Here is a 23,733-nt window from a genome sequence, read left to right on the forward strand (position 1 = left end):
AAAGCTAGGTTGGGAGAAAATTTATGGAAAAACTAAAAAACTTGTGGGATGACAAATTATGGTTCAAAATACTAGTAATTGTTGTTATATTAGCTTTAAGCTACTGGTTTGGAATCATTGCAATACTTTTAGGATTTATTTTATTCATTTATGCTATCGTAACAGTTATTAGAAAATATATTTTAAAAAAAAATACCAGATTTAAAGTACGTTATATACTTCTTAGTTTCCTTGCCTTAACAATCATGGGTGGATATGGGTATGCTCAGACACATCCAGAAGAAATGGAACAAAGTAGAATTAGACAGCAAGAAACTAAAAAAGCTGCCGAAACTAAAAAGGCTGAGGACGCTAAAAAAGCTGCCAAAGCTAAAAAGGCTGAGGACGCTAAAAAAGCTGCCAAAGCTAAAAAGGCTGAGGACGCTAAAAAAGCTGCCAAAGCTAAAAAAGCTGAGGACGCTAAAAAGGCCGAAGCTGCTAAACAAGCCGAAGCTGCTAAACAAGCCGAAGCTGCTAAACAAGCCGAAGCTGCTAAACAAGCCGAAGCTGCTAAACAAGCTGAAGCTGCTAAACAAGCCGAAGCTGCTAGACAAGCTGAAGCTGCTAGACAAGCCGAAGCTGCTAGACAAGCCGAAGCCGCTAAACAAGCCGAAGCCGCTAAACAAGCCGAAGCTGCTAGACAAGCCGAAGCTGCTGCTCAAGCACAAGCTGCTGCTCAAACTGAACAAAATGGAAATTCTAGTGGTTATATTCGGGATGCAAATGGCAGATGGCACCGTTCTAACGGACAATTTGCTTCAAAAAAAGAAATTGCTGCTGCAGGACTAGTTTGGTAAATTTTAATCAAAAAATCCACCCTATCTTTGGTCGGACCAGGGTGGATTTAATCTCAAATACAGTATAAACACTTCAAAAGAAGCCCTTTTACTGTACTCAATTTTAGCAAGAAAGTGAGTAAAAATCAAATGTGGATAGTCAGCTTAAAAAATGGAAAATATAAATATTGTGAGAGATATATTGACCCGTATTCTGAGAAAACAAAGACTGCAAGTGTAACTCTAGAAAAAGATACACCACAAGCTAAGAAACAAGCGATAAAACTCTTATCTGAAAAAATAGAAGCTATCACTACTACTGACCCAGCTCAAAAAAATATAACTTTCGGCGAACTTCTAAATGAATGGTTCCCTTACTACCAGGCAAAAAACAAGAGAAAAACTTGGAAGCAAGTTGACGGTAATTTAAAGAGAATACATACGGTAATCTCTGATGATATGCTTATATAAAATATTGATGGAAAACTGATAACTAAACTTATTGATGAAATGTACACATTTGGGACGTACTCTTATAATTATACTAGTCAAATCCGCGCTTTGATTTCAACAATTTTCAAATTTGCGATCAGTCGAAATTATTTACAGAATAATCCTGTAAAAGACACTGAAATAGCTCTTAAAATAGAGGATAAAAATAAACAGCGTGAAAAGATAGAGAACAAATATCTTGAACGAGATGAAGCAGAAAAAATAATATCATATTTAGCTAATAAAAAAAGATGTTTGCTTCATTCTAGGATGTCAGAGTTCCTATGGCTTACTGGTTTGCGATATGGAGAGCTTCAAGCCTTAAAGTGGAATAACTATCATGACGGTTCAATAAGAGTTGAGGGAACGCTTGATAGCTTTATGCGAAGTATCACAGAAGCTGAAAAAACATCGCCTAAGACTTCTACCAGTTTCCGTGTAGTTGACTTGCCAGATAGGGCCATAGAAATAATTGAAGAGAGAAAACAGTTCGATTTAATTCATTTCTCTGCTGAAGATGATGACTATATTTTCTTATCCAGTAGAGGAAATCCATTAGTATTGAACTCATTTAATTTAAAATTAAAAGAAGCTGCAAAAGCGAATCATATCGACAAAGAAATTTCATCTCATATTTTTAGGCATTCTCATGTTTCACTTCTCTCAGAACTCGGTATGCCATTAAAATCTATCATGGAAAGAGTTGGACATTCTGATGCAAAAGTAACTCTTAAAATATATAATCACGTTACTAAAAAGGCAAAGAAAGATATTGTTGATGCACTTAATAATCTATAAAAAAAGAACCTGCTATAAAACAGGTTTTTTATTTTTGCTACTTTTTTGCTACTTTTGGCAAATATACGGAACATTAACGCTTGTAAAGCCGGTTATACCAACACTTTATTTCTCAAAGTTATCCATGAGATCCATGAAATCATCAAAAAGATAGCTGGCATCGTGAGGTCCAGGAGCTGCGTCTGGGTGAAATTGGACTGAAAAAGCTGGGAAGTGTTTGTGACGCACTCCTTCAACTGAGTCGTCATTGATTTCAACATGGGTAATCATTAGGTCTTCAGGTAAGTTTTCTGATGAAACGGCATATCCATGATTTTGTGAGGTGAAGTCAATTCGTCCTGTTGCAATTTCACGAACGGCATGGTTAAATCCACGGTGTCCAAATTTCATTTTGTAGGTTTTTGCTCCATTTGCAAGACTAAATAATTGATGACCTAAGCAAATACCGAAAATTGGAATTTTACCTTGAATTTCTTTAATCATTTCAATTGCTTCTGGTACATCTGTTGGGTCCCCAGGACCATTAGTCAACATAACACCATCAGGTTCCATTTCCAAAATTTCTTTAGCACTGGTGTTGTATGGGACAACGGTGAGATTACATTCCCGTTTTGAGAGTTCACGTAGGATACTGTGTTTCAAGCCAAAGTCAACAACGACAACTTTTCTGCCTGTATTTGGTGATGGATAAGCGGTCGTCGTACTACTTGTTTCAACTTGATTTGTTGGTAATACTGTCGCTTGAAGTTGGCTCATTTGATGCTCTACTTCATCTCTTGCTTGTACAAGTGAGGCCTTCATAGTGCCGTGTTCTCGAACAATTTTAGTAATCGCTCGAGTATCCACACCTGTAATTCCAGGAATATTTTTTGCTTTTAAAAATTCATCAAAAGACATTTGCATCCGCCAGTTTGAAGGTCGGCGCGCTGCTTCATGAACAACTACGGCTTTACAGGTTGGATGAATTGATTCATAATCATCTCGGTTGACCCCATAATTTCCAACAATTGGATAAGTGAAGGTCAAAATTTGTCCGTTATACGATTGGTCAGTGATTGATTCTTGATAGCCTGTCATTCCTGTATTAAAGACAAGTTCACCTGTAACATCCAAGTTTGCACCAAGAGATTCTCCCTCAAAAATGGTTCCGTCTTCTAAAATTAAAAGTCTTTTGCTCATAATAAATATTTCCTTTGAATTTTGCTTTAGCAATTATTTTTTCTTGTTGTCAGCGCTTTGAATTATTTAGCTTTTTTCCAGCAAGAATTGCTTCAAGAATTGCCATTCGAGTATAAACACCATTGCTCATTTGTTGAACAATCCGACTTTGTGGGCTTTCCACAAGGCTGTCAGCAATTTCAACATCCCGATTGACTGGAGCTGGGTGCATGATAATGGCTGTTGGTTTCAACATTTTTGCTCGTTCTTCTGTCAGTCCAAAATGATTATGGTAACCTTCTTTAGAAAAGCTTTCGCCACTATCATGACGTTCGTGTTGAACGCGTAAGAGCATATGAACGTCAAGCTCTGGCAAAATTCGGTCTAGGTTGGCATAATGCCCGTAATCATCAAATTCTTCACTATACCATGCTGCTGGGCCTGTAAAGTAAAGTCTAGCTCCTAATTTTTGGAGCATCATCATATTAGATTTGGCGACACGTGAATGGGTTAAATCTCCGGAAATTGCGATTTTTAAACCTTCAAATTTGCCAAATTCTTCATAAATGGTCATCAAGTCAAGTAAACATTGACTTGGATGTTGCCCTGAACCATCTCCACCGTTAACAATCGCACAATGAATATTATCTGAATTCACTAATTCTTCATAGTAATGTTCTACTCCTGAACGTATAACACAGATATCAACGCCAAGTGCATCAAGTGTTAAGACGGTATCGTAAAGAGTTTCCCCTTTACTAATTGAGCTTGCTTGCGCATCAAATTCAAGAACATCCAAGCCTAATTTACGCTCAGCAATATGGAAACTATGGTGCGTTCTTGTAGAATTTTCAAAGAAAAGATTTGAAGCAAAAGTTTGTTTTTCTAAATCAAATTCTGCTGTTCCTGCTTTGAAAGCTGAGGCTCTTTTGATAAGTCCCATGACTTCATCAACACTCAATTTTTCCATACTTGTGAGGTTTTCGAGTTGAACTAATCCATTTTTTACTGACATGAGGTCTCCTTTACCCTGACTGTGTGCTCTCTGTCACAACAGTTTTATTGACAATATATTTGATTGTTTTGTCAGTAAACTGACAAAATTTTTATCTACTGATGGAAATCTCGATAGGATTTCTATCAGTTATAAGTTCACTTTTTTAATTACTGACGATTCTGTCAGTAATTTTGAATCTTTTAAATTTCGCTAGGATCTTTTGGCAAGACAAGATTTAAAACAATTCCGAGAATTGTTGCAATGGCTACTGATGAAATTTGTAAATTTTGAGTGATATTAATAATCATTCCACCAATCCCGATAACAAGAACAACTGAGCTGATTAGTAAGTTTCGTTTGATATCAAAATTAACTTTATTTTCAACTAAAATTTTCAAACCAGAAGCTGCAATTACTCCAAAAAGGGCAATTGATGCTCCCCCGATGACGGGTGCTGGAATTGATTGCAAGAGTGCTGTAATTTTCCCAATGAATGAGACAACGATAGCAAGAACGGCAGCTCCAGCAATAACATAAATCGAATGAATTTTTGTAATTGCCATAACTCCAATATTTTCACCGTAAGAGGTCACCGGCGGTGCACCAATAAATCCGGCGATGATTTGAGCTAGACCATCACCAGTTAATGTTTTTTCTAATCCTGGTTCTTTAAAGTAATCTTTTTTAGTTAATGAATTCAAAACCATAATGTGGCCAAAATGCTCAGTCATTGTGACAAAAGCAATCGGTGCCATTGTCAAAATTGCTGACGGATAGAAGGCCCACTTGTAATTGGCAAATGGAATTTCCATTGGTGGAATGGTCAGCCACTTAGCATGTGAGATTCCAGTGAATGAAACAATGTCCATCCCTGTAATCTTACCAATAATCATTGCTGCAACATATCCTGTGATGATTCCAAGTAAAATGGGAACAACTGACAGAAATCCTTTGCCATAGATACTGTAAATGACAATAGATAACACAGTGATGAGGGCAATAATGATATATGCTAAACTGTATCCTTTTAAATTTGCAACGTCCGTGTACATGGCATCATTAATTGCTGTTGGAGCAAGTGATAATCCAATGACCATAACGATTGGCCCAACGACGATTGGCGGTAAAACTTTGTCAATCCAGCCTTTACCTGCAAATTTTACAATTAAAGCGACAATCAGATAAACCAATCCACCGGTCATTGCCCCTTGAGCAATGGCTGGCATTCCACCGTTTTTCATCAGTAAAGTCATCGCACCAATATAGGCAAAGCTTGAACCCATGTATGCTGGCACTTTAAATTTTGTAACACTCATGTGTGCAAGTGTACCAAGTCCAGAACTCAAGAGGGCAATGGCTGGGTTAATCCCAACTAAAATTGGCACCAAAACCGTTGAGCCAAACATGGCAAACAAATGTTGAAATGAGAGACCAAACCACTGACTTGCAGCTGGTTTCTCATCAACTTTTAAGATAATATCATTATCGTGCACTTTTTTCTCCTAAAACTCTAAGTTGAATATTTGTTAATTCTTTCGTCAGTAACTGACAGCATATTTTTTACTTTAAATTACTGACAGAAATTTTTTAATCTTCACGTTTAATTAAAATACTATCATTGCCATCGTGTTCAGACATTTGAACAATGATTTCTTCATCACGACCTGTTGGAATATTTTTCCCAACGTAGTCTGCACGAATTGGCAATTCACGATGTCCACGGTCAACTAATACAGCCAATTGAACACGAGCTGGACGACCGAGTTTTACAATTCCATCAATTGCCGCACGGATTGTCCGACCTGTGTAGAGCACATCATCGACAAGAATGACATCTTTTCCTGTAATATCGATGTCAATTTCTGTAGTGTCTTCTTGAGCTTGTTTGTCATCACGGAATGGACGTGTATCCAACTCACCAAAAGGAATTTCCAAACCTTCTAATTGTTGCAAACGTTCTTGGATTCTTTTTGCTAAATAAACACCACGTGTTTTAATCCCAATCAAAACCAATTTGTCCAGCTCTTTATTACGTTCAATAATCTCGTAAGTGATACGTGTAATTGCACGTTTCATTGTGATTTCGTCAATAATTTCTTTTCTAGCCATTGTGGCTCCTTTCATTCTTGATGATCAATTGGTCAGTAAACTAACAAATCTTTCATTTGGCGATTTAGCTTCCATTTCTAAGTTGTCCATTAACATACAAAAAACCTGCACTCAAAAGAGAATGCAGGTAGGTATCAGAAAATGGACAGTATCCATCATATTATTACATTATTAATTTCTGACCTTGCCTGCCTCTCTGGACAATCTTAAAGGTTAGATAGATTATAGCAAAGTTCTCGTCACTTGTCAAAAATTATTTTTTATTTAGAGAATAAAGTCTTGAAAGTGATTATAATCAAAAATAGACAAGATGACATCATTAAAAGAAAAATTAATTTCCAAACAAAAGCAGGGATTATTTGAAATTTCTCATGGAGTAAATCTGCATCAGAAAGTTCTTCATTTTTATGAAAAATTACTTTAAGGTCAATGAATGCCCCTAAAATCAGAAAACCAATTAAAGCTCCACCCATAAAATTAAAAATCTGAATTTGACCAAAATAAAGCAAAGCCCCTGTAATTAAAATTCCTAGCAAACAAATCAAAAAGCCATACCAATTTTTAACGACGATTAGAACAGAAAGGCTGACTATCAACAGACTTATAAGAATGAATTCTGGATGATTGATAATCAAAAACCAGCTAAAGAGACAGCCAAAAAGTAAAGGCATTGGATAGCCCATCAATAAAACAAAGAAGCTTCTCCCACCACCACTTGTTTGGGTGAGGCCGGAACTATCATGATTAAGATGAATTCTATAAACTTTACCAAAAGTAATTTTCGCCGCCAGAGCATGACCAAATTCATGTAAAAGCGTCACTAAAATTCTTAATAAGGGATAAAGAAAGATAGCTATTAAAAGCCCACAAATCAAACCTAATAAAATTATTTTTTGCTGGTCACTAAAGTCTGCGATTCTTTCAAAGGCAGAATAAATATATTGGATAAAATCTTGCAAAACTTCTCCTTTCAGTTTATCATAACAAAAATAACTTAAAATAAAATATTTAAAGAAAGCTTGACAAATATATTATAAAATTATAATATAATAATATGATTAACGAAAAAGATATTGCTGAATTTTTTAAACTTTTCTCTAACGACGGACGTTTAAAAATTATTTCCAGCCTAGCCACTGATAACCTAACCGTAAATGAGATTGTTGAAAAAACACAACTTTCTCAATCTCTTGTCAGTCAACAACTAAAACTTTTAAAAAATGCACGAATTTTAACGAATGAAAAAATTGGAAAAACGGTCACTTACAGTATCTATGACCGCCATATTTTACATCTTTTGAAAGATGTTGCAGAACATTTGGATGAACAAGAGGGAGGAAATCATGAGCCTTAAAAATAAACAAATAAAAAGCGAGCATGACCATAATCATCTGGATAAACTTGTCTCACAAAACGTCACAATCGTTTTTGCTTTAAACCTCTTCTTTGCGATTTTAGAATTTATTTTTGGGGTGCTCTTTAATTCTACGGCTATTTTATCTGATGCCGTCCATGACACAGGTGATGCCGTTGCTATCGGTTTAGCCTGGTTTTTCCAAAAATTCTCTAAAAAACAAGAAGACAAACACTTCTCTTTTGGTTATCAACGTTTTAGTTTACTCGGCGCCTCACTCACAAGTGTCATTTTAATTACGGGGAGTTTCATTGTGCTTTTCGAAGCCGTTCCTAGATTTTTCAACCCTCAACCTGTAGAAGCAACAGGTATGCTTGGTTTGGCTATTTTTGCAATCGTCGCCAATGGTTTTGGTGCATGGCTTTTGGCTCGTGGTTCCTCACGAAATGAAAGTATTTTAAATCTTCACGCGCTCGAAGACGTTTTAGGTTGGCTGGGAGTTCTCATTGTTTCAATCGTCCTTCATTTTGTAAAATGGTACTGGCTCGACCCACTTCTTTCTATTCTAATTGCTTTGTTCATCTTATCCAAAGCCATTCCAAAATTCTGGGGAACTTTACGTATTCTTCTTGAATCAGTCCCCGAAGATATTGATTACAAAAATCTTCTAAGATCCCTTGAACAACTTCCTGAAGTACTTGCTGTCACGCAACTTATCATTTGGTCAATTGACGGTGAGCAAAATGCAGCAATGATTCACATTGTGATTCCCGAAAATCAAGATTTCTCAGATGCAAAAATCGCTGTTCGTAAGCTTTTAGAAAGTGAGAAAGTTTGTCGCTCAGCCATTGAACTTGATGAAACTACTGACGAACATAAAAAACATGTTCAATATGAAATTTAATTACTGACAGAACTTGTCAATTTATAAAATTACTGATGAATTAAAAGACTCGACTTTTTATAAGCCGAGTCTTTTATTATTTTTAACGAATTTGTCCTGTGCCATCAATCAGATATTTTGTTGAGGTTAGAGCCTCTAAGCCCATTGGCCCTCTGGCATGAAGTTTTTGAGTTGAAATGCCAATTTCAGCACCTAAGCCAAATACAAAACCGTCAGTAAATCTTGTAGACGCATTAACATAAACGGCTGCCGCATCAATTTCATCTTGAAATTTTTGCGCATTGAAATAATCATGAGTGACAATACTTTCTGAATGACGACTTGAATAAGTATTAATGTGCTCAATTGCTTCATCCAAATTATCAACCGTTTTTACTGACAGAATATAATCTAAAAATTCTGTCCCAAAATCATCGTCAGTTGCAGGAATTCCAGCTGACAGAATATTCAGCGCACGCTCATCAGCACGAAATTCAATTTCATGAACTTTATTGATTTCATTTTCCAACTTTGGTAAAAATTCGTCAGCAATTTTTGCATGAACTACTAAACTTTCGGCTGCATTGCAAACACTAGGACGCTGCGTTTTGGCATTTATCACAATTTTTGTCGCCATTTCTAAATCAGCAGATTCATCAACAAAAATTGTACAATTACCCACCCCAGTTTCAATGACAGGAACCGTTGCTTTTTCTTTGACACGGTTAATCAATCGCGCTGACCCTCGCGGAATCAAAACATCTAAAAATTTATCTGCCTGCATCATTTTTTCTGCTTCAGCATGACTTGTGTCAGATAACAATTCAACTGCTCCGTCAGTAATTTTTGCTGACAACAAATTTTCCTTAATAATTTCAACTAAAACCATATTAGAATAAATCGCATCAGACCCACCGCGTAGCAAAACAGAATTTCCTGTTTTAAAACAAAGAGAAAAAGCATCGATAGTCACATTTGGACGACTTTCAAAAATCATTCCAACAGTGCCAAGTGGCACTCTTTTTTGCAAAATCTTAAGTCCATCAAGATTAGTGAAACCTTGCAATACTTGCCCAATTGGGTCAGGAAGTTCCGCAACTTGTCTCAACCCTGTTGCCATATCAGAAATTCTTTGCGCATTTAGACGCAAACGGTCAACCATAATCTCAGAAATTCCATGTTCCAGAGCGTTAGCCAAATCTTTTTCATTCTCAGAAATAATTCTGTCAGTATTTTCGATAAGGCTGTCAGCTAAATTTTGCAAAAAAACATTTTTGTCAGCAGTTGATAGCTTTGCTACTTCTTTGCTCGCCTTTTTAACCTTTAATCCAAGTTCTTCAATCATCGTTTTATCCTTCTTTCTCAAGATTTTTGATGAAAATAAGTCCCAATCTCACGTCCTTCGATAATTTCTTTAATATCTCGAATCCGTTCGCCATTGGTCAGAACCATTTCTTGACCATTTTCAAATAAAATCTGTGCAGCCGCCAATTTTGAAGTCATACCGCCAGTTCCAAAACGCGAACTGGCACCACCAGCCATTTGACGTAATTCATCAGTAATTTCATGAATTTCATTAAAAATTTTCGCATCATCATAAATTGTTGGATTTTTATCAAAAAGTCCATCAATATCTGACAGCATAATCAATAAATCAGCATTCACCAATTTAGAAACAATCGCTCCCAATTTATCATTATCACCAAATTTTGTTTGATGATCCATTTCATCAACCGCAATAGCATCATTTTCATTAATAATTGGAATAATTCCAAGCCCAAGTAATGCATTTAGTGCATTTTCAGCATTATCACGACTCGTTGGAAAATCAGTCACATCACGTGTCAAAAGTAACTGAGAAACTTTTTGCGAATAACGACGAAACATTTGCGTATAAAGACTCATTAATTCAACCTGACCGATTGAAGCCAAAGCCTGCTGGTCAGCAATTCCTTTGGGACGTTTATCCATACCAAGCACATTCAAACCGACACCAATCGCTCCAGAAGTCACCAAAATCACTTCATATCCTTTGTTATTCAAATCAGATAAAACAAAAGCCAGCTCGTCAATATTTGATAAATTTATTTTTCCATTTGGCAAAATCAACGAACTCGTTCCAATCTTAACTACAATTCGTTGAACTTTCAAAATATTTTTTCTTATCATAATCATTTATTATAGCAAGATATGTCGACAAATACGAGAGGGAATTACAAATAATTGATAAATTTTTATTAATAAAATCAAATTCCTAAAAATATAAATAATCAATTCTTATCTTTATATTTCTTTTCTGTGATATAATGAATTGAAAAAGAAACTTAAAAAACGTAATTTTAATAATACACTATTTTCTACGTTTTTTAAAAAGCATCCACACTAATAAATTTAATTCTATGCCTAAAAAAATTATAAAATCAAAATTAATTCTCAATTTTCTTCTTTTAATATTTTTAATTCTAACTCCAGCAAATTTTTTATTAGAGCTTTTTTCGCCACTTGAAAAAATCACCAATAATTTCCTTCCTAATCAATTCAAACCTGCAATTTCCAATTTATCAAATTTAAACAAAGTCTATGCTGCCACAGACATTCCCGGACTAATTTTAGCCAATAATAGTTTTGGTTACAGTAAATCAATTTCAGGACAAGTTTCTGGAACGAGCATTTCCATTGTCAGCAATAATGGCACCAAAACTAATTATTCAAGCCTTGCTTCTGCTCTCGATGATACTATTGCAAACCCAATTGACTATGTTATTTATTTTGGATCTGCATATAGCTTAACCAGTACTGACCAAGAAGAATTATCAAAAGTGACCACTGTAAATGCGAAAAGCCTCACTTTTATTTCGGATTCAACCGATAACCTTAATACTTCTACTGCCAATCTTGATCCAAATGCTAATCAAATTACACTTCCATCAATTCTAAATCTATCCGTTCCAACCGTTTTTCGTAATATTACTCTCGCTGGTTCAAGTAGCATTTATGCCAATGGAAATAATCTTGCCATTCGTTCAGGCGCGTTTTTCACTGGTGCAATCAATCTTTATGGCGGGGCAAAACAAGCAAGCGTAGCAAATACAAATATTTGGATAGGAGCTACTGGCTCGAGTACTTTTAATATCTATGGCGGTTCTGATGGAGGAACTGTCACTGGAAATACATCCCTGACGGTCACAAACACTTCTGGAAACAATCTCAATGTCTACGGTGGTGGAAATAATACAAGCACAGTCAACGGAAATACAAACGTCGCCTTCAATACAAACAGCACAAACGGTATTTTTCAAGTTTATGGTGGTGGACAAACAAGCACAGATAAAATTACAGGAACTGTCAACGTTGATGTTACCGGAACAAATGGCGGCATTTTAACACTAATGGGGAATTCAGCAACAGGTGGAGCAATAACAGGAGATATCAATGTTGGAATCTCAGGAATTTCAGGAAATACAAGCGTGAACACCATTTATGGAGACGGTCAAGCAAGTCCACCTCCTCTCTCAACAACCCGTATCATCAAAGTGACCGTTAACAGCCCAGATTATACTTTCAGTAATGATATTAACGCCACAGCATATAACTTGGCAACGACCAATGGCTTATTAGCCACAACAATCATGAATATCAATGCTGCAGGAGTGAAACAAATTTCAGCTGGTGCAGACGGAAACGATAATTTCACAAACGCAACAACCACCCAAAATACAGCAACGATAAACCTTGGCTCCAGCTCTGCTTCAAGTTCCAATCAAGTGATACTAGCAACCAACCTTGTTCACAATTTTACCAACTTAAATATTTTACCCTACAACGAACTTGATTTAAGTGCCACAGGCTACATTTATAATGGTGGCGGAATTCAAACGAATGCAAGCAATTATCAAAATAACTATGCTAATTTTGGAAGCTTAAACATGTATGAAGGTTCAGGGATTGTTGATAAAAGTCAAGGAGGTATTTCAACTACTCCAACTGCTGGCTTACAACCCACAAATATCTTAATTCAAGTCGGTGCATGGAATGTCGCTCCAAATACCTATCTCAAAGACTATTATTTCAGTAACAATTGGTCTTGGGCAAATAATTACGCTCCAATCATTTCATCGAATTTTTCTCAATTAACAAAAGCTACCTATTTCCAAGAAACACAAAACGCTAGTGGAAATTACACTAGCCAATCCATTCTAACTTGGCAACCACTTATTAGTCGCGGGCTAAATATCAATGAGAACAATCTTAAATCAACAACGGCAATTTGGGGTTCAACTGGTTCAAATTTTCAACATATGATGCTGATTATTCCAGTTTCAGGTCAAACAGCAACAAAGATTAACCCCGTTGAAATCAATGGTTATGACCAACAAACAGGTCTCTCCTATATCGGAGATTATTCTCCAACCACAATAAACGGTATTTCCGCCAATCAAGTTGTTTGTATTCTTGGTAATATCCGTCAATTCCAAATCAATGGAACAAATACCTCGACAGGTGCCGGACAATGGAATATTAACCCTAGTTTGTCATCAAGCAGTGGCACAAATGGATTTATTGGTTCTAGCTTAGACAAAAATTATGCCTATGCCTCTTATTTTAGCAATAGTGTCAACGGCACAACTTATAATAATCTTGCAGAGTTAATTTATCCTGCAAGTTCAACATTTGGTTGGACAGTAAATGCTCAAATTTCTCCCGCTTCTTTTCTTACCATTGGCACAGGGAATTATATCCGCCATGCAGAAGTCCGCACACCAACCGTTGGAGCTACACCTTCTTATATTGATTGGGAATGGCCAAATCATACAGCAACCAGTCCAAGCACCAATGCTGTTCTAGCAAGTAATGATTCTCCCATTTATAACAGCAATACGCTCTATACGTCTTATGTTCCTGGCGGAAGTGATGGACCAGCAAGCCAAATTTCAGACTCTAGTCTTTCCTTAAATTATCCGGTTACCTCTTCCATTTCAAGTTGGATGTTTACAAATCAAGCTGGACATAACTGGGGATTTTTCCCAGGAAGTTGGTTTGATGGGTCAGATGGAACAAGTCAATCTGGCAATTTCCTTAATCCAACAAATTGGAACAATCTGATTAGTAATAGTGGACAAACAGGGACTAATTTTCTAATTTATAATGTTAAACCTAATGATTCTGTAACCGATAATGGTAATACTAGACCACCCCCACTTGAAACTTCAACAACAAACATTTCAAATCCAAACATATCAGTCAGCCAACTTACTGCAATTGCTAGTACAAGCGACGTCTACTCGGCTTTAGCTGCTTATCTAAAACCTTCTGCCCAATATTATGATGGTTCAAACAATATTGTTAAAGCAACTGAAGCAGATATAACTAATGGTACAAACTCAATCACACCAATCGTTTACAACTCACAAAGTCAGTTTGCTGCCGATCTTTCAAACGCCCTTTCCACCACAAGCAATACAATCAATAATGGCATTAACTATCAAAAACTTGGTACTAAAATCACTATCAAATATATTACCGCCGACGGAATTCTTTTCTCAGGCACAATAACGGTCGTTGCTGGAAGTCTTTCTGCCAATAATGTAACCACAGTTACTCAAGTTGTTAATAGTATTGCTAAGGACATGAATACTATCAAAGGACAAAATGCTGCTGACAGTAATTTTGATAATGAAATCGCTAAAGATTTGCTTCAATTAACAGGAGCTACTGCAACCGACGCAACTAATACTGATATTTCAAGTAATATAAAAATTAGTGGGTGGGCTGATGCAGGAGCAAGCTACATGCTCTCTGATAACTACACTAACACTCAACTCTACAATCAAATCATTTCAGATTTATCCGCGACAGTCATCCCTTCAGGAACCACCTTTAATCTTACTTTTTCGGCTCCTGATGGTATGGGAGGAACAAATAGTCAAACAGTACAAATATTAATTATCCCAGGAACAATTTCAGCACAAAATGTCACTTTAACTATGTCTCAAGTTAAAACGTTACTAACTAATAATTCTACAGCAGCGGCCCTAAGTACTGACCTAATGAACCCTATCACCTCAACAGGAGCAGCTGGTGCTAATGTTTCAGCAACAATCGCTTCTTCTTCCGCAACAACTTCTCTCTCAAATGCAACCAGTGTTTTTAATTGGCTGAAATCCTTGGATGGTTCCGCAACAACAACCCAAACAATCGACCTGACATTCACAACGCTTCAATATGGTATCTCAACAACGGTCTCACTCTCCGTTTTACCAGCAGGACTTTTGACAATAAAATCAGTGCCCGACCTTAACTTTGGAATTTATAGCACAGCAAATCAGCCACCTGACTGGACAAATATTCCAATGCTAAATTCAAATGGGACAGCAGTTACAAGAGAAGACCCCAATATCTACGCACAAATATATGATACCCGCTCAACTCCTGCAACTTGGTCTTTATCACTATCAGATAGCGGAAATTTATTTGGTGGAAACATTACTTTGATAAAAAGTTCTGCAACTTCATCAGCAGGTATTTCAAGTGGGCAGGAAAATACCAATCAAGAACAATTATCAACTACTCCATCAATTATATTTACCAATACTAATCCGCAAGGTGGAAATACAAATACAGGTTATGAGACCGTTAATATCATGCCCGTCTTCAAACTCTCGTTTGCAAGCCCTCTTTTGACAACTACTAATGGCTGGGCAATAGATAAATTAACTTGGACATTAACATCAGCCCCATAAGAAAGGAAAGATGTACTTCGTGAAAAAAATATTTTTCCTAACTCTCGCTATGAGTGTTCTGATTACTGGATATTTGAAAATAGAAACTGTAATCGCTGATACAACTTCAAAAGCCAGTTTTATGTATACCCTACAATCTCCAGCTCCACTTTTCAATACCGTCAAAGCTACTGATACTGTCGTCTCTGGAACTGGTGTAACTGGGGCAAGCGTTTCGGTAACTTTTCCGAATGGCAGTATCCAAACAATTACCGTAGAAAATGACGGTACTTGGTCTATAGCCCTCCCAATTAATCTTATATTAAGTGTTGGCAATCAACTATCTGCAACACAAATTGTTGGAACAGGAGCAAGTGCCGAATCAGTCAGTACAATTTCAACAATAACTGTTATTCCAAATAATTCTGGTACTGCTCAAAGTCCAACTTTCGATACGATTTCACCTAATGCAACAACTATTAAAGGAACTGTCCCCTCTTATGTTTCTGGAAGCAGTGTGATTGTCACATTTCCAAATGGAAATAATGTAGGAGGATCAGTTAATCCTGATTCAACTTGGTCAGTAACGGTACCTGGAAATATAAACTTGGTCGCAGGTAACCAGCTCACAGCTATTCAAATTTCTCCTAATTTGGAAAATAGTGCACAAGTAACAACTCTTGTAAATAGCTCACAACTTCAATCTGCCCCACCAACACTCGATACTGTACGTGTTGGTGACTCAACTATTTCTGGAACAGGTATTACTGGAAGTACAATTATTGTCACTTTCCCAAATGGAACAACTTCTCAAACAAGCGTTGATACTAATGGTAAATTTAGCCTATCAATTCCATCAGAAATAAGTCTAAATCCCAAGGATATTATCAGTGCAACTCAAATTGAACCCGATAAAACGATTAGTCAAGCATTAACTACAAGCGTTCTTTCAAATACAAATTGGAGCCTTCCATTTACGGGAAGTGACGGTTATAAACCTCTCCTTCTAATCATCATAGGATTACTTTTGACGATTATATTGCTCAAATTTTCAGATTCAAAAAAACAAAAATAACCAAAGTTCAAAAAGCTCTGGTTATTTTTATTTTTAAAAAATATTATTTAAAGATTGATTTTTTACATTAATACTTGAATAAACGCTAGGGAGAGAACTCCTACAATAACGATGATTAATAAGTTTTTCGTCAAAATTGCGGCAAGAATTGTCGGAAGTGAAGCGAATAAATTATTCCAATTGATTGAAGGCAAGTGCCCCAAATGTTGAACAAAAAGATTGGAAACCCACAAAGCTGACATAATAACGACTGGAACAAAACTCAAATATTCGACAAGCGGTTGAGGGAGGTTAACTTTTTTGAGTAAAATAAAGGGTAAAATTCGTGAAAGTAAAGTTACCAAACCACAAATAATTATTGTCAATAAGATAAAATTAAAAGAATACATGTTTTACCCCCACCCCTATTGCACAAACTACCAAAGTAACAAACAAAACTAGCAAATTACTAGGAATAATGGTTAAACCAAAATAAAATAAAACCATAGTAATTCCAACGATGATTAATTGTAATTTAAATCCTAAAGTTTTATCACCAATAAGTTGTAAATAAAGCAATCCGATAAACATCGCAATAATTGCAAAACCTAAGCCAAGCTTTTGTGGATCAGTTAATAAATTACCTAAAAGTCCTCCCAAAAGACTAGAAAAAGCCCAAACCGAATAGGCCAGTAAATTTGACGCATTAAACCAAGAAAAGCTTAATTTTCCATCCGTATAATTTTGCTTATTCATGCCCAAAGCAAAAGTTTCGTCAGTTAACAAAGTTCCAATAAAAATATTCTTTAGTAAACTTTCATTTTTAAAATAGGTTGCTGTTGTCATTGACATCAGAATAATTCGAGAATTCACTAAAAATACACTTAGAACAATAGATAAAAGTGGGCTATGAACCGTTAACATGGTGATAATTATAAACTGTGCTGATCCTGCATAAACAATTAATGATAGTAATAATATCGTCCAAAGATTGAAACCAGCACTATGAGCAATCATTCCAAATGCTGCTCCAATTCCAATATAGCCAAAAACTGTTGGTAATGTATCTTTTAAACCTTGTTTAAAGGTCAATTCTGAATTCATAACCTTAGCTCCCTTTCTAAAAGAGTGTATCTAACCATTATCACATAAATATTAACTAACTGTCAATAAAAATTTATTAATCACTTAATTTTTGCAAGGTATATTGCTATAGATTTCATTTTTTCAATGATATAATCAAATTAATAACAATATCAATCTTAGAGGAGGAAGACTATGGCAACAATTAGTATTTTTGGTAAAGGAAAAATGGGAAAAGCAATCGGTGATAATTTTAGTTCATCTGGTAATAAAGTCAACTATATCTTATCAAACTCAGCTAAAACAGAATTGGGTGAAATTGTTGTTTTAGCTGTTCCTTATGTCGCAATTGCCGGAATCATCCAAGAATATTCGACTGATTTACAAGGAAAAATAATTATCGATATTACAAATCCCGTTGATTTCACAACATTTGATAGTCTATTAGTGCCTTCGGATACTTCTGCTGCGGCTCTCATTGCTAAACAACTCCCAAATTCAATGATTGTTAAGGCTTTTAATACGACTTTTTCCGATACATTGGCAACAAAAAAAGTGGCAAATGAACATCAAACAACCGTTTTACTCGCTAGTGATAGTCAGGAAGCAAAAGAGACCATTATTAAATCTCTTGAAAATAGTGGTTTGAGTCTATTAGACGCTGGTTCACTAAAAAGGGCTCGCGAACTAGAAGCTATTGGTTTTCTGCAAATTACTTTAGCTGCTTCTGAAAAAATTTCTTGGGACGGCGGTTTTGGGATTTTCAAATAGTCGCTTAAAAATTTAAGTCTTGTTATAATTAAATAACAAGGCTTTTTATTTTATAAAGAAATATCATCAAGGAGTAGAATAATGACTACATTAACAAATGAACCAACAATGAAAATCAGAGCATTGGAACGAACAGATTTAAAAAATATCCATATCATCAATAATAAAGCTGAAACAATGCGGCTATGGTTTGAAGAACCTTATGAATCACTAGACGAGTTAAGCAGTCTTTATGATAAACATATCCATGATAATACTGAACGTCGCTTTGTAATTGAAGCCAATGATACTTTTATTGGAATTGTGGAACTTATGTCTATTGATTACATTCATCGTACCTGCGAAATTCAAATCATTATCATTTCAGGTTTTTCTGGAAAAGGCTACGCTCAAAAAGCGTTAAAAACAGGTGTTGACTATGCTTTCAACACTCTAAATATGCATAAAGTTTATTTATGGGTAGATATTGATAATGCTCCTGCTGTTCATATCTATAAAAAATTAGGTTTCAAAATTGAAGGAACGATTAAGGAACAATTCTTTGCTGGCGGTAGATATCATGATAGCTATTTTATGGGGATTCTTAAATCTGAATATACTCAAAGAGAAAAAGCGGTTAAGTAAAAAAACAGGACTTCTCCTGTTTTTTTACTTAGCGTTTTTTCTTACCTTTTTTCATTTTCTTTTGAGCACGTTTCATGGCTTGTTTCATAGCAAACTCAGTTGCTTTACCTTTTAAACCACCGCCAAACATAGAACTCATATCGGGCATCCCATTTGCTGAACCATTACCCATCATCCCTTGTAAATCACCCAAAGATGACATATCGGGCATTCCAGAACCCGCAGGCATATTCGGCATTTGTCCACCGGCTCCACCCATCATTTTTTGCATCATAGCATTCATATCACCATTCATGATTCCTTGCATCATTTCTTTGGACTGATTAAATTGCTTAATGAATTTATTTACTTCAATAAATGAATTTCCAGAACCTGCGGCAATCCGACGACGACGGGCTGGTGACAGTTCAGCCTCTAAATGACGTTCTGCCGGTGTCATTGACAAGACCATTGCTCGTTTTCTAGCAACATCCTTAGGATCAACTTTAACCTTATCTAAACCAGGCATTTGTGACATTCCTGGAATCATTTTCATAATATCTTCCATTGGTCCCATATTTGTCACTTGATCAAGTTGTTCAACAAAGTCCTCATAATCAAAACGATTTTCAGCCATTTTTTCAGCGAGTTTTGCTGATTGTTCTTCGTCATAATTTGCTTGAGCCTTCTCAATTAAGGTGAGCATATCACCCATTCCAAGAATTCGTGAACTCATTCGATCAGGGTAGAAAACTTCAAGGTCTGTTAATTTTTCACCAGTCCCTGTGAATTTAATTGGTTTTCCTGTAATTTCACGGATTGATAATGCCGCACCACCACGTGTATCACCATCAAGTTTAGTGATAATCACACCTGTAATGTCCAATTTTTCATCAAAAGTTTTAGCAACTTGTGCTGCAACTTGACCAGTCATTGCATCAACAACAAGCAAAATTTCAGTTGGTTCAGCAAGTGCTTTTATCTCTTGCAATTCGTTCATTAAAGTGTCGTCAATTTCAAGACGACCTGCAGTATCAATCAAAACATAGTCTTTACGTTCTTCTTGAGCTTTTAAGAGACCATTACGAACAATATTAACTGGTTTTTCAGCAGTTCCTTCATCATAGACAGGAATTTCAAGCTGCTCACCTAAGGTTTTTAATTGGTCAATCGCTGCTGGACGATAAACGTCGGCTGCGATCATTAAAGGGCGGGCATTTTGCTCTTCTTTGAGCTTTTTGGCTAGTTTACCAGCAAAAGTTGTTTTCCCTGCCCCTTGCAACCCAACCATCATGATAATTGTTGGAATTTTAGGAGATTTAAGTAATTCAGCTTCGCCACCACCCAAAATAGCTGTTAATTCTTCATCAACAATTTTAATTACTTGTTGAGCTGGGTTTAATGCTTCTGATACTTCAACACCGACAGCTCGTTCACGGATTGCCTTAATAAATTTCTTGACAACTGGGAGAGCAACGTCGGCTTCAAGGAGAGCAACTCGGATTTCTTTTGTAATTTCTGTGACGTCTGTCTCAGTAATTTTTTTCTTTCCACGTAGATTTTTAAAAACGTTTTGTAAGCGTTCAGTTAAGTTTTCAAATGCCATATTTTATAATCCAATTCTATTTTTTACAATTACTTCATTATAACATTTCTTTAGCTAAAATTGAATACATCAAAAGTTCTAGTCGATATCTTTTTTCACTCTTTTTTTCTTTTTAAATAATATAAATATGAAAATAAAACAAGCTCCTAAAATTGTTATTAGACCAATGAAAAAATTGTCACTTATAAGACCATGTTTTTTTAAAAGAACATTTTCCTTTAAAATATGATTGTCGCTATCAAGTAATTTATAATTAAATTCAGACCTTTTGAAAAAACCTTTACCTTTATCAATACTATTCGTTTTATTATTTTGACTACGATCACCATTTTCATTATCAGGAACTTTAGTCGCAACTGTTTTAAAATCTTTCATAGTCTCTGCTTCTTTGTTAAAAGATAAGTCAAGAGCAGTTATTTGTCCTAAATTTTGACTTTCATCATTTTTTTGAGGAGTTCTGATGAGTTTTTCTTCGCTTATTGTATTTGAATTTTTATTTTTTTCATTCATCACTTTCGATTTGCTTGGTAAGGTGTAAATTACTGATAGTTTTTGGCTAGTCAAAAAATTCACATGAGTTTTGTTACTTATGGAATTTAATTGACCTATAATTGACTCTATATTATTATTTGATTTTACTTCATCAGAAGAATTTGCCTGATTATCTTCTTTTTGTGGGTGAGAAGTTGAGTTTATAATTGATAATGATGAACTTCTCTTATTTGTTGAGCTTTTAGAGCTTTCTAAAATTGCTTGTGATTGTATTGAAGACACGTTGTTTTCATTTGAATTTGAAGTTGTCAAACTATGAGAAACTTCTGAATGATTGTCTCTTTGTGCCTTATTAGATATATTTAAATATCCTGTTTCTGATGATTCTGAGTTATTATTTGAATAACTAGTTAGAATAGAGGCAGCAGAATTTTCTGATGAAGAATTATTAAAAGTTATTGGATTGTTGATTCCTTCTGTTGTATTAAGTAGATTCGATTGACTCTCTTTTGGTTGTGAGCTAGAAGTTGTGCTGACAGGTGAACTTATGCTACTTTTTGGGTTAGTAGACATCTCATGGTTTGTTGAGTTTTCTTGAACTGAATTTGAAGAAGAAACTTTCTTAGGGTTTTCTGATATATTATTTACTTCACTTGGTCTGGACGAAATAGTTTGATTCGTTTCCAAATTAGGGATACTACTAAGGTTTGAAGAATCTGAACCTAAACTATCATTTGAATCACTATTTAAAACATCTGAAGAATGAGTTGATGAATTATTATCTACTTTTGTTGCTTCGGAAGAATTAGACTGATTAGTTGCTAATTCTGAGTTGGAAGTTAAACTCATACTTGATGATGGTGAATTTATACTACTCATTGAATTGCTTGAAGCTTCAGAACTTGTTTGATTTGAAGACAAAAAGGCTTCTGAAGTAGATATTTCCGTGCTATCCTTTGTAAGATTATCAGAACTAGATTGATTGATTTCTAAATTATCAGCTGTGCTTGTACTGGATAAAACTGAACTTAAACTATTGTTTATGGAAGCTAAGGAATTATTAGCTACTTCTGCTACATTAGAAAAATCTGACGAATTAGTTGCTGATTCTGAATCAGAAGTCGAACTTATGTTTGAAGGGGATAAACTGATACTACTATTTGAATTGCTTGAAGCTTCAGAACTTGTTTGATTTGAAGTCGAAACGGCTCCTGAAGTAGATATTTCCGTGCTATCCTTTGTAAGATTATCAGAACTAGATTGATTGATTTCTAAATTATCAGCTGTGCTTGTACTGGATAAAACTGAACTTGAACTATTGTTTATGGAAGCTAAGGAATTATTAGCTACTTCTGCTACATTAGAGAAATCAGGCGAATTAATTGCTGATTCTGAATCAGAAGTCGAACTTATGTTTGAGGGGGATAAACTGATACTACTATTTGAATTGGTTGAAGCTTCAGAACTTGTTTGATCTGATACTGAATTACTTTCTGCCGGATTTGATGATGGTAAAATATTGGTTATTTCTGAACTATTATTCGTTTCGTTGATATTGGAAGAATTAGAATGCTCACTTTCTTCGTTAGAGGACATACTCGAACCTAATGAGGATTGGTTTGAATCATTTTCACTATTTGAATTGGAATTGATTTGGTTTGAAGAAGACAAACTATTTGAGTTTTCTGAATCATAACTGATTTCTGCTGTACTGGAAGCTCCTGACTGACTATTCTCTGTTTGTGAGCTAGAAATACTACTGTCTAAAGAAGAGATTGAATTTAAAGTATTATCTGTAACACTTCTCGCTTCAGATATTGGATAGAGTGAAGCCGAATTTGCCTCTTGTGTTGATTCTGAACTGGCAACATCAACTTGCTCTACTGAATTGGAAGAAGAGACAGGGGCTGTATCTGCATTTTCTGTAATCACAGAAGCCGACTTTGAACTGTCAGAATTTATCCAACTTTTATCCAAAAGACCACTAGAATTGACAGAAATTGTCCGAATTCCATCTGTCGGTAAATCTGATAACTGACCAAATAAAGGACTCGTTTTATTGAATACGTCATCAGCCAAAGTCACTCCAATTCCCAAAGTCAAGCTTTGAACGGGACTCCCAGAAAAGGCTGCTGAATCTACTATTGTCAATGATTCATCAGCAAATTCTATTGTAGTAATTTGGTTACTTTGAAAGGCTTTGGCCATAATTTCTGTGATATTTGGACCCAATGAAAGTTCTGTTAAATTATTATTTGCAAAAGCTCTTGTCGCAATCTTTAGGACAGAATTTGGAAATTCTATACTACTTATGGCGTTTCCAGCAAAAGCATCTGTTTTTATATTTTGGACTTTTGCTCCTAAAACTACTTCTGTCAGTGATTTCTTATAATAGTCAGGAAAAGCTGTTGTTGTTTGAAAGGCACTCGTATTAATATCTACAACATTATTTCCGATAATAACCGAATGAATTCCACTATTTGAAAATGCATAAGTTCCAATTGATGTTATTGCATAGGTTTGACCGTTATTTACAATGATATCTGGAATTACAATATCAGCTCCCGCTAAGCCAGCATAGGAGGAAACTTCAGCTGTCATTGAAACTTTATCAAGATTGTAAGTAACTTTTTGCTCATCAGTATATGTAATTTTACTTGTCGTGGCCTCCACCGGCAATTCTGTCAGCAACTGATGATTCAAGAAGGTGGGATTAAGAGTGGCTGTCAGTAATCCCACTCCAACAGTCATCGTTATTTTCTTTATTGATTTTTGAGACATAAAAAACCTCCTAACTTT

General features: G+C 35.5%; 20 protein-coding genes. 9 read left to right on the forward strand and 11 right to left on the reverse strand.

What is annotated here, in order from left to right; translation table 11 throughout:
* Window positions 1-23 precede the first annotated feature (23 nt).
* The 3 genes from MKX45_RS09185 to MKX45_RS09195 all read left to right on the forward strand — a co-directional run bounded on the left by MKX45_RS09185 (window position 24) and on the right by MKX45_RS09195 (window position 2,105).
* Window positions 24-836: a hypothetical protein gene (locus tag MKX45_RS09185; RefSeq protein ID WP_340817092.1), complete on the forward strand. Its 813-nt coding sequence runs from the start codon at window positions 24-26 to the stop codon at window positions 834-836.
* 114 nt (window positions 837-950) lie between these two features.
* Complete coding sequence (locus MKX45_RS09190; RefSeq protein WP_340817094.1) at window positions 951-1,286, forward strand: hypothetical protein; 336 nt, start codon at window positions 951-953, stop codon at window positions 1,284-1,286.
* Between the two features lie 90 nt (window positions 1,287-1,376).
* Window positions 1,377-2,105 (forward strand): tyrosine-type recombinase/integrase, encoded by a 729-nt coding sequence (locus MKX45_RS09195; protein WP_340817096.1) that lies wholly within the window; start codon window positions 1,377-1,379, stop codon window positions 2,103-2,105.
* A 105-nt stretch (window positions 2,106-2,210) separates the two neighbouring features.
* Here MKX45_RS09195 and MKX45_RS09200 read toward each other — a convergent pair whose 3' ends face one another.
* The 5 genes from MKX45_RS09200 to MKX45_RS09220 form a co-directional block, all read right to left on the reverse strand.
* Window positions 2,211-3,284, reverse strand: coding sequence for a carbamoyl phosphate synthase small subunit (locus tag MKX45_RS09200; protein WP_180305489.1), 1,074 nt, complete (start codon window positions 3,282-3,284; stop codon window positions 2,211-2,213).
* Window positions 3,285-3,333: 49 nt separating this feature from the next.
* On the reverse strand, window positions 3,334-4,278 hold the full coding sequence (locus tag MKX45_RS09205; RefSeq protein ID WP_057720009.1) for an aspartate carbamoyltransferase catalytic subunit: 945 nt from the start codon (window positions 4,276-4,278) through the stop codon (window positions 3,334-3,336).
* Between the two features lie 182 nt (window positions 4,279-4,460).
* Window positions 4,461-5,753, reverse strand: coding sequence for a uracil-xanthine permease family protein (locus MKX45_RS09210; RefSeq protein WP_057720011.1), 1,293 nt, complete (start codon window positions 5,751-5,753; stop codon window positions 4,461-4,463).
* A gap of 94 nt (window positions 5,754-5,847) precedes the next feature.
* Window positions 5,848-6,369, reverse strand: coding sequence for a bifunctional pyr operon transcriptional regulator/uracil phosphoribosyltransferase PyrR (gene pyrR, locus MKX45_RS09215; protein WP_010906054.1), 522 nt, complete (start codon window positions 6,367-6,369; stop codon window positions 5,848-5,850).
* A 260-nt stretch (window positions 6,370-6,629) separates the two neighbouring features.
* Complete coding sequence (locus tag MKX45_RS09220) at window positions 6,630-7,328, reverse strand: M50 family metallopeptidase (protein WP_042230483.1); 699 nt, start codon at window positions 7,326-7,328, stop codon at window positions 6,630-6,632.
* A gap of 95 nt (window positions 7,329-7,423) precedes the next feature.
* Here MKX45_RS09220 and MKX45_RS09225 point away from each other — a divergent pair, with 95 nt between their 5' ends.
* Window positions 7,424-7,723 (forward strand): ArsR/SmtB family transcription factor, encoded by a 300-nt coding sequence (locus MKX45_RS09225; protein ID WP_003129394.1) that lies wholly within the window; start codon window positions 7,424-7,426, stop codon window positions 7,721-7,723.
* Window positions 7,713-8,627: a cation diffusion facilitator family transporter gene (locus MKX45_RS09230; protein ID WP_057720013.1), complete on the forward strand. Its 915-nt coding sequence runs from the start codon at window positions 7,713-7,715 to the stop codon at window positions 8,625-8,627. Before MKX45_RS09225 ends, MKX45_RS09230 begins: the two co-directional genes overlap by 11 nt.
* An 82-nt stretch (window positions 8,628-8,709) precedes the next feature.
* On the opposite strand, the gene MKX45_RS09235 is transcribed toward MKX45_RS09230, so the two are convergent.
* Window positions 8,710-9,951: a glutamate-5-semialdehyde dehydrogenase gene (locus MKX45_RS09235; RefSeq protein ID WP_057720015.1), complete on the reverse strand. Its 1,242-nt coding sequence runs from the start codon at window positions 9,949-9,951 to the stop codon at window positions 8,710-8,712.
* A 17-nt stretch (window positions 9,952-9,968) separates the two neighbouring features.
* Window positions 9,969-10,775, reverse strand: a complete 807-nt coding sequence (gene proB, locus MKX45_RS09240; protein ID WP_340817102.1) for a glutamate 5-kinase — start codon at window positions 10,773-10,775, stop codon at window positions 9,969-9,971.
* A 230-nt stretch (window positions 10,776-11,005) separates the two neighbouring features.
* Here proB and MKX45_RS09245 point away from each other — a divergent pair, with 230 nt between their 5' ends.
* Window positions 11,006-15,346: a beta strand repeat-containing protein gene (locus tag MKX45_RS09245; protein ID WP_340817103.1), complete on the forward strand. Its 4,341-nt coding sequence runs from the start codon at window positions 11,006-11,008 to the stop codon at window positions 15,344-15,346.
* A 19-nt stretch (window positions 15,347-15,365) separates the two neighbouring features.
* Window positions 15,366-16,400, forward strand: a complete 1,035-nt coding sequence (locus MKX45_RS09250) for an Ig-like domain-containing protein (RefSeq protein ID WP_057720021.1) — start codon at window positions 15,366-15,368, stop codon at window positions 16,398-16,400.
* Between the two features lie 62 nt (window positions 16,401-16,462).
* Here the strand turns inward: MKX45_RS09250 and MKX45_RS09255 are convergent, their stop codons facing one another.
* Together MKX45_RS09255 and MKX45_RS09260 are read right to left on the reverse strand one after the other, a co-directional pair.
* Window positions 16,463-16,789: an AzlD domain-containing protein gene (locus tag MKX45_RS09255; protein ID WP_042230490.1), complete on the reverse strand. Its 327-nt coding sequence runs from the start codon at window positions 16,787-16,789 to the stop codon at window positions 16,463-16,465.
* A complete protein-coding gene (locus MKX45_RS09260) occupies window positions 16,776-17,483 on the reverse strand; it encodes an AzlC family ABC transporter permease (protein WP_057720022.1) in 708 nt (235 codons plus the stop codon). The genes MKX45_RS09255 and MKX45_RS09260 overlap by 14 nt, the downstream gene beginning before the upstream one ends.
* 174 nt (window positions 17,484-17,657) lie before the next feature.
* Here MKX45_RS09260 and MKX45_RS09265 point away from each other — a divergent pair, with 174 nt between their 5' ends.
* Both MKX45_RS09265 and MKX45_RS09270 read left to right on the forward strand, forming a co-directional pair.
* Window positions 17,658-18,233: an NADPH-dependent F420 reductase gene (locus MKX45_RS09265; RefSeq protein WP_015426764.1), complete on the forward strand. Its 576-nt coding sequence runs from the start codon at window positions 17,658-17,660 to the stop codon at window positions 18,231-18,233.
* Window positions 18,234-18,314: 81 nt separating this feature from the next.
* Window positions 18,315-18,857, forward strand: a complete 543-nt coding sequence (locus MKX45_RS09270) for a GNAT family N-acetyltransferase (RefSeq protein ID WP_015426765.1) — start codon at window positions 18,315-18,317, stop codon at window positions 18,855-18,857.
* Window positions 18,858-18,885: 28 nt separating this feature from the next.
* Here MKX45_RS09270 and ffh read toward each other — a convergent pair whose 3' ends face one another.
* A complete protein-coding gene (ffh, locus tag MKX45_RS09275) occupies window positions 18,886-20,442 on the reverse strand; it encodes a signal recognition particle protein (RefSeq protein ID WP_003129408.1) in 1,557 nt (518 codons plus the stop codon).
* A 78-nt stretch (window positions 20,443-20,520) separates the two neighbouring features.
* A complete protein-coding gene (locus MKX45_RS09280) occupies window positions 20,521-23,715 on the reverse strand; it encodes a leucine-rich repeat domain-containing protein (protein WP_340817104.1) in 3,195 nt (1,064 codons plus the stop codon).
* Window positions 23,716-23,733: the final 18 nt, after the last annotated feature.

This window comes from Lactococcus sp. FSL W8-0209, assembly GCF_038006585.1.
Classification (GTDB): Bacteria; Bacillota; Bacilli; order Lactobacillales; family Streptococcaceae; genus Lactococcus; species Lactococcus lactis.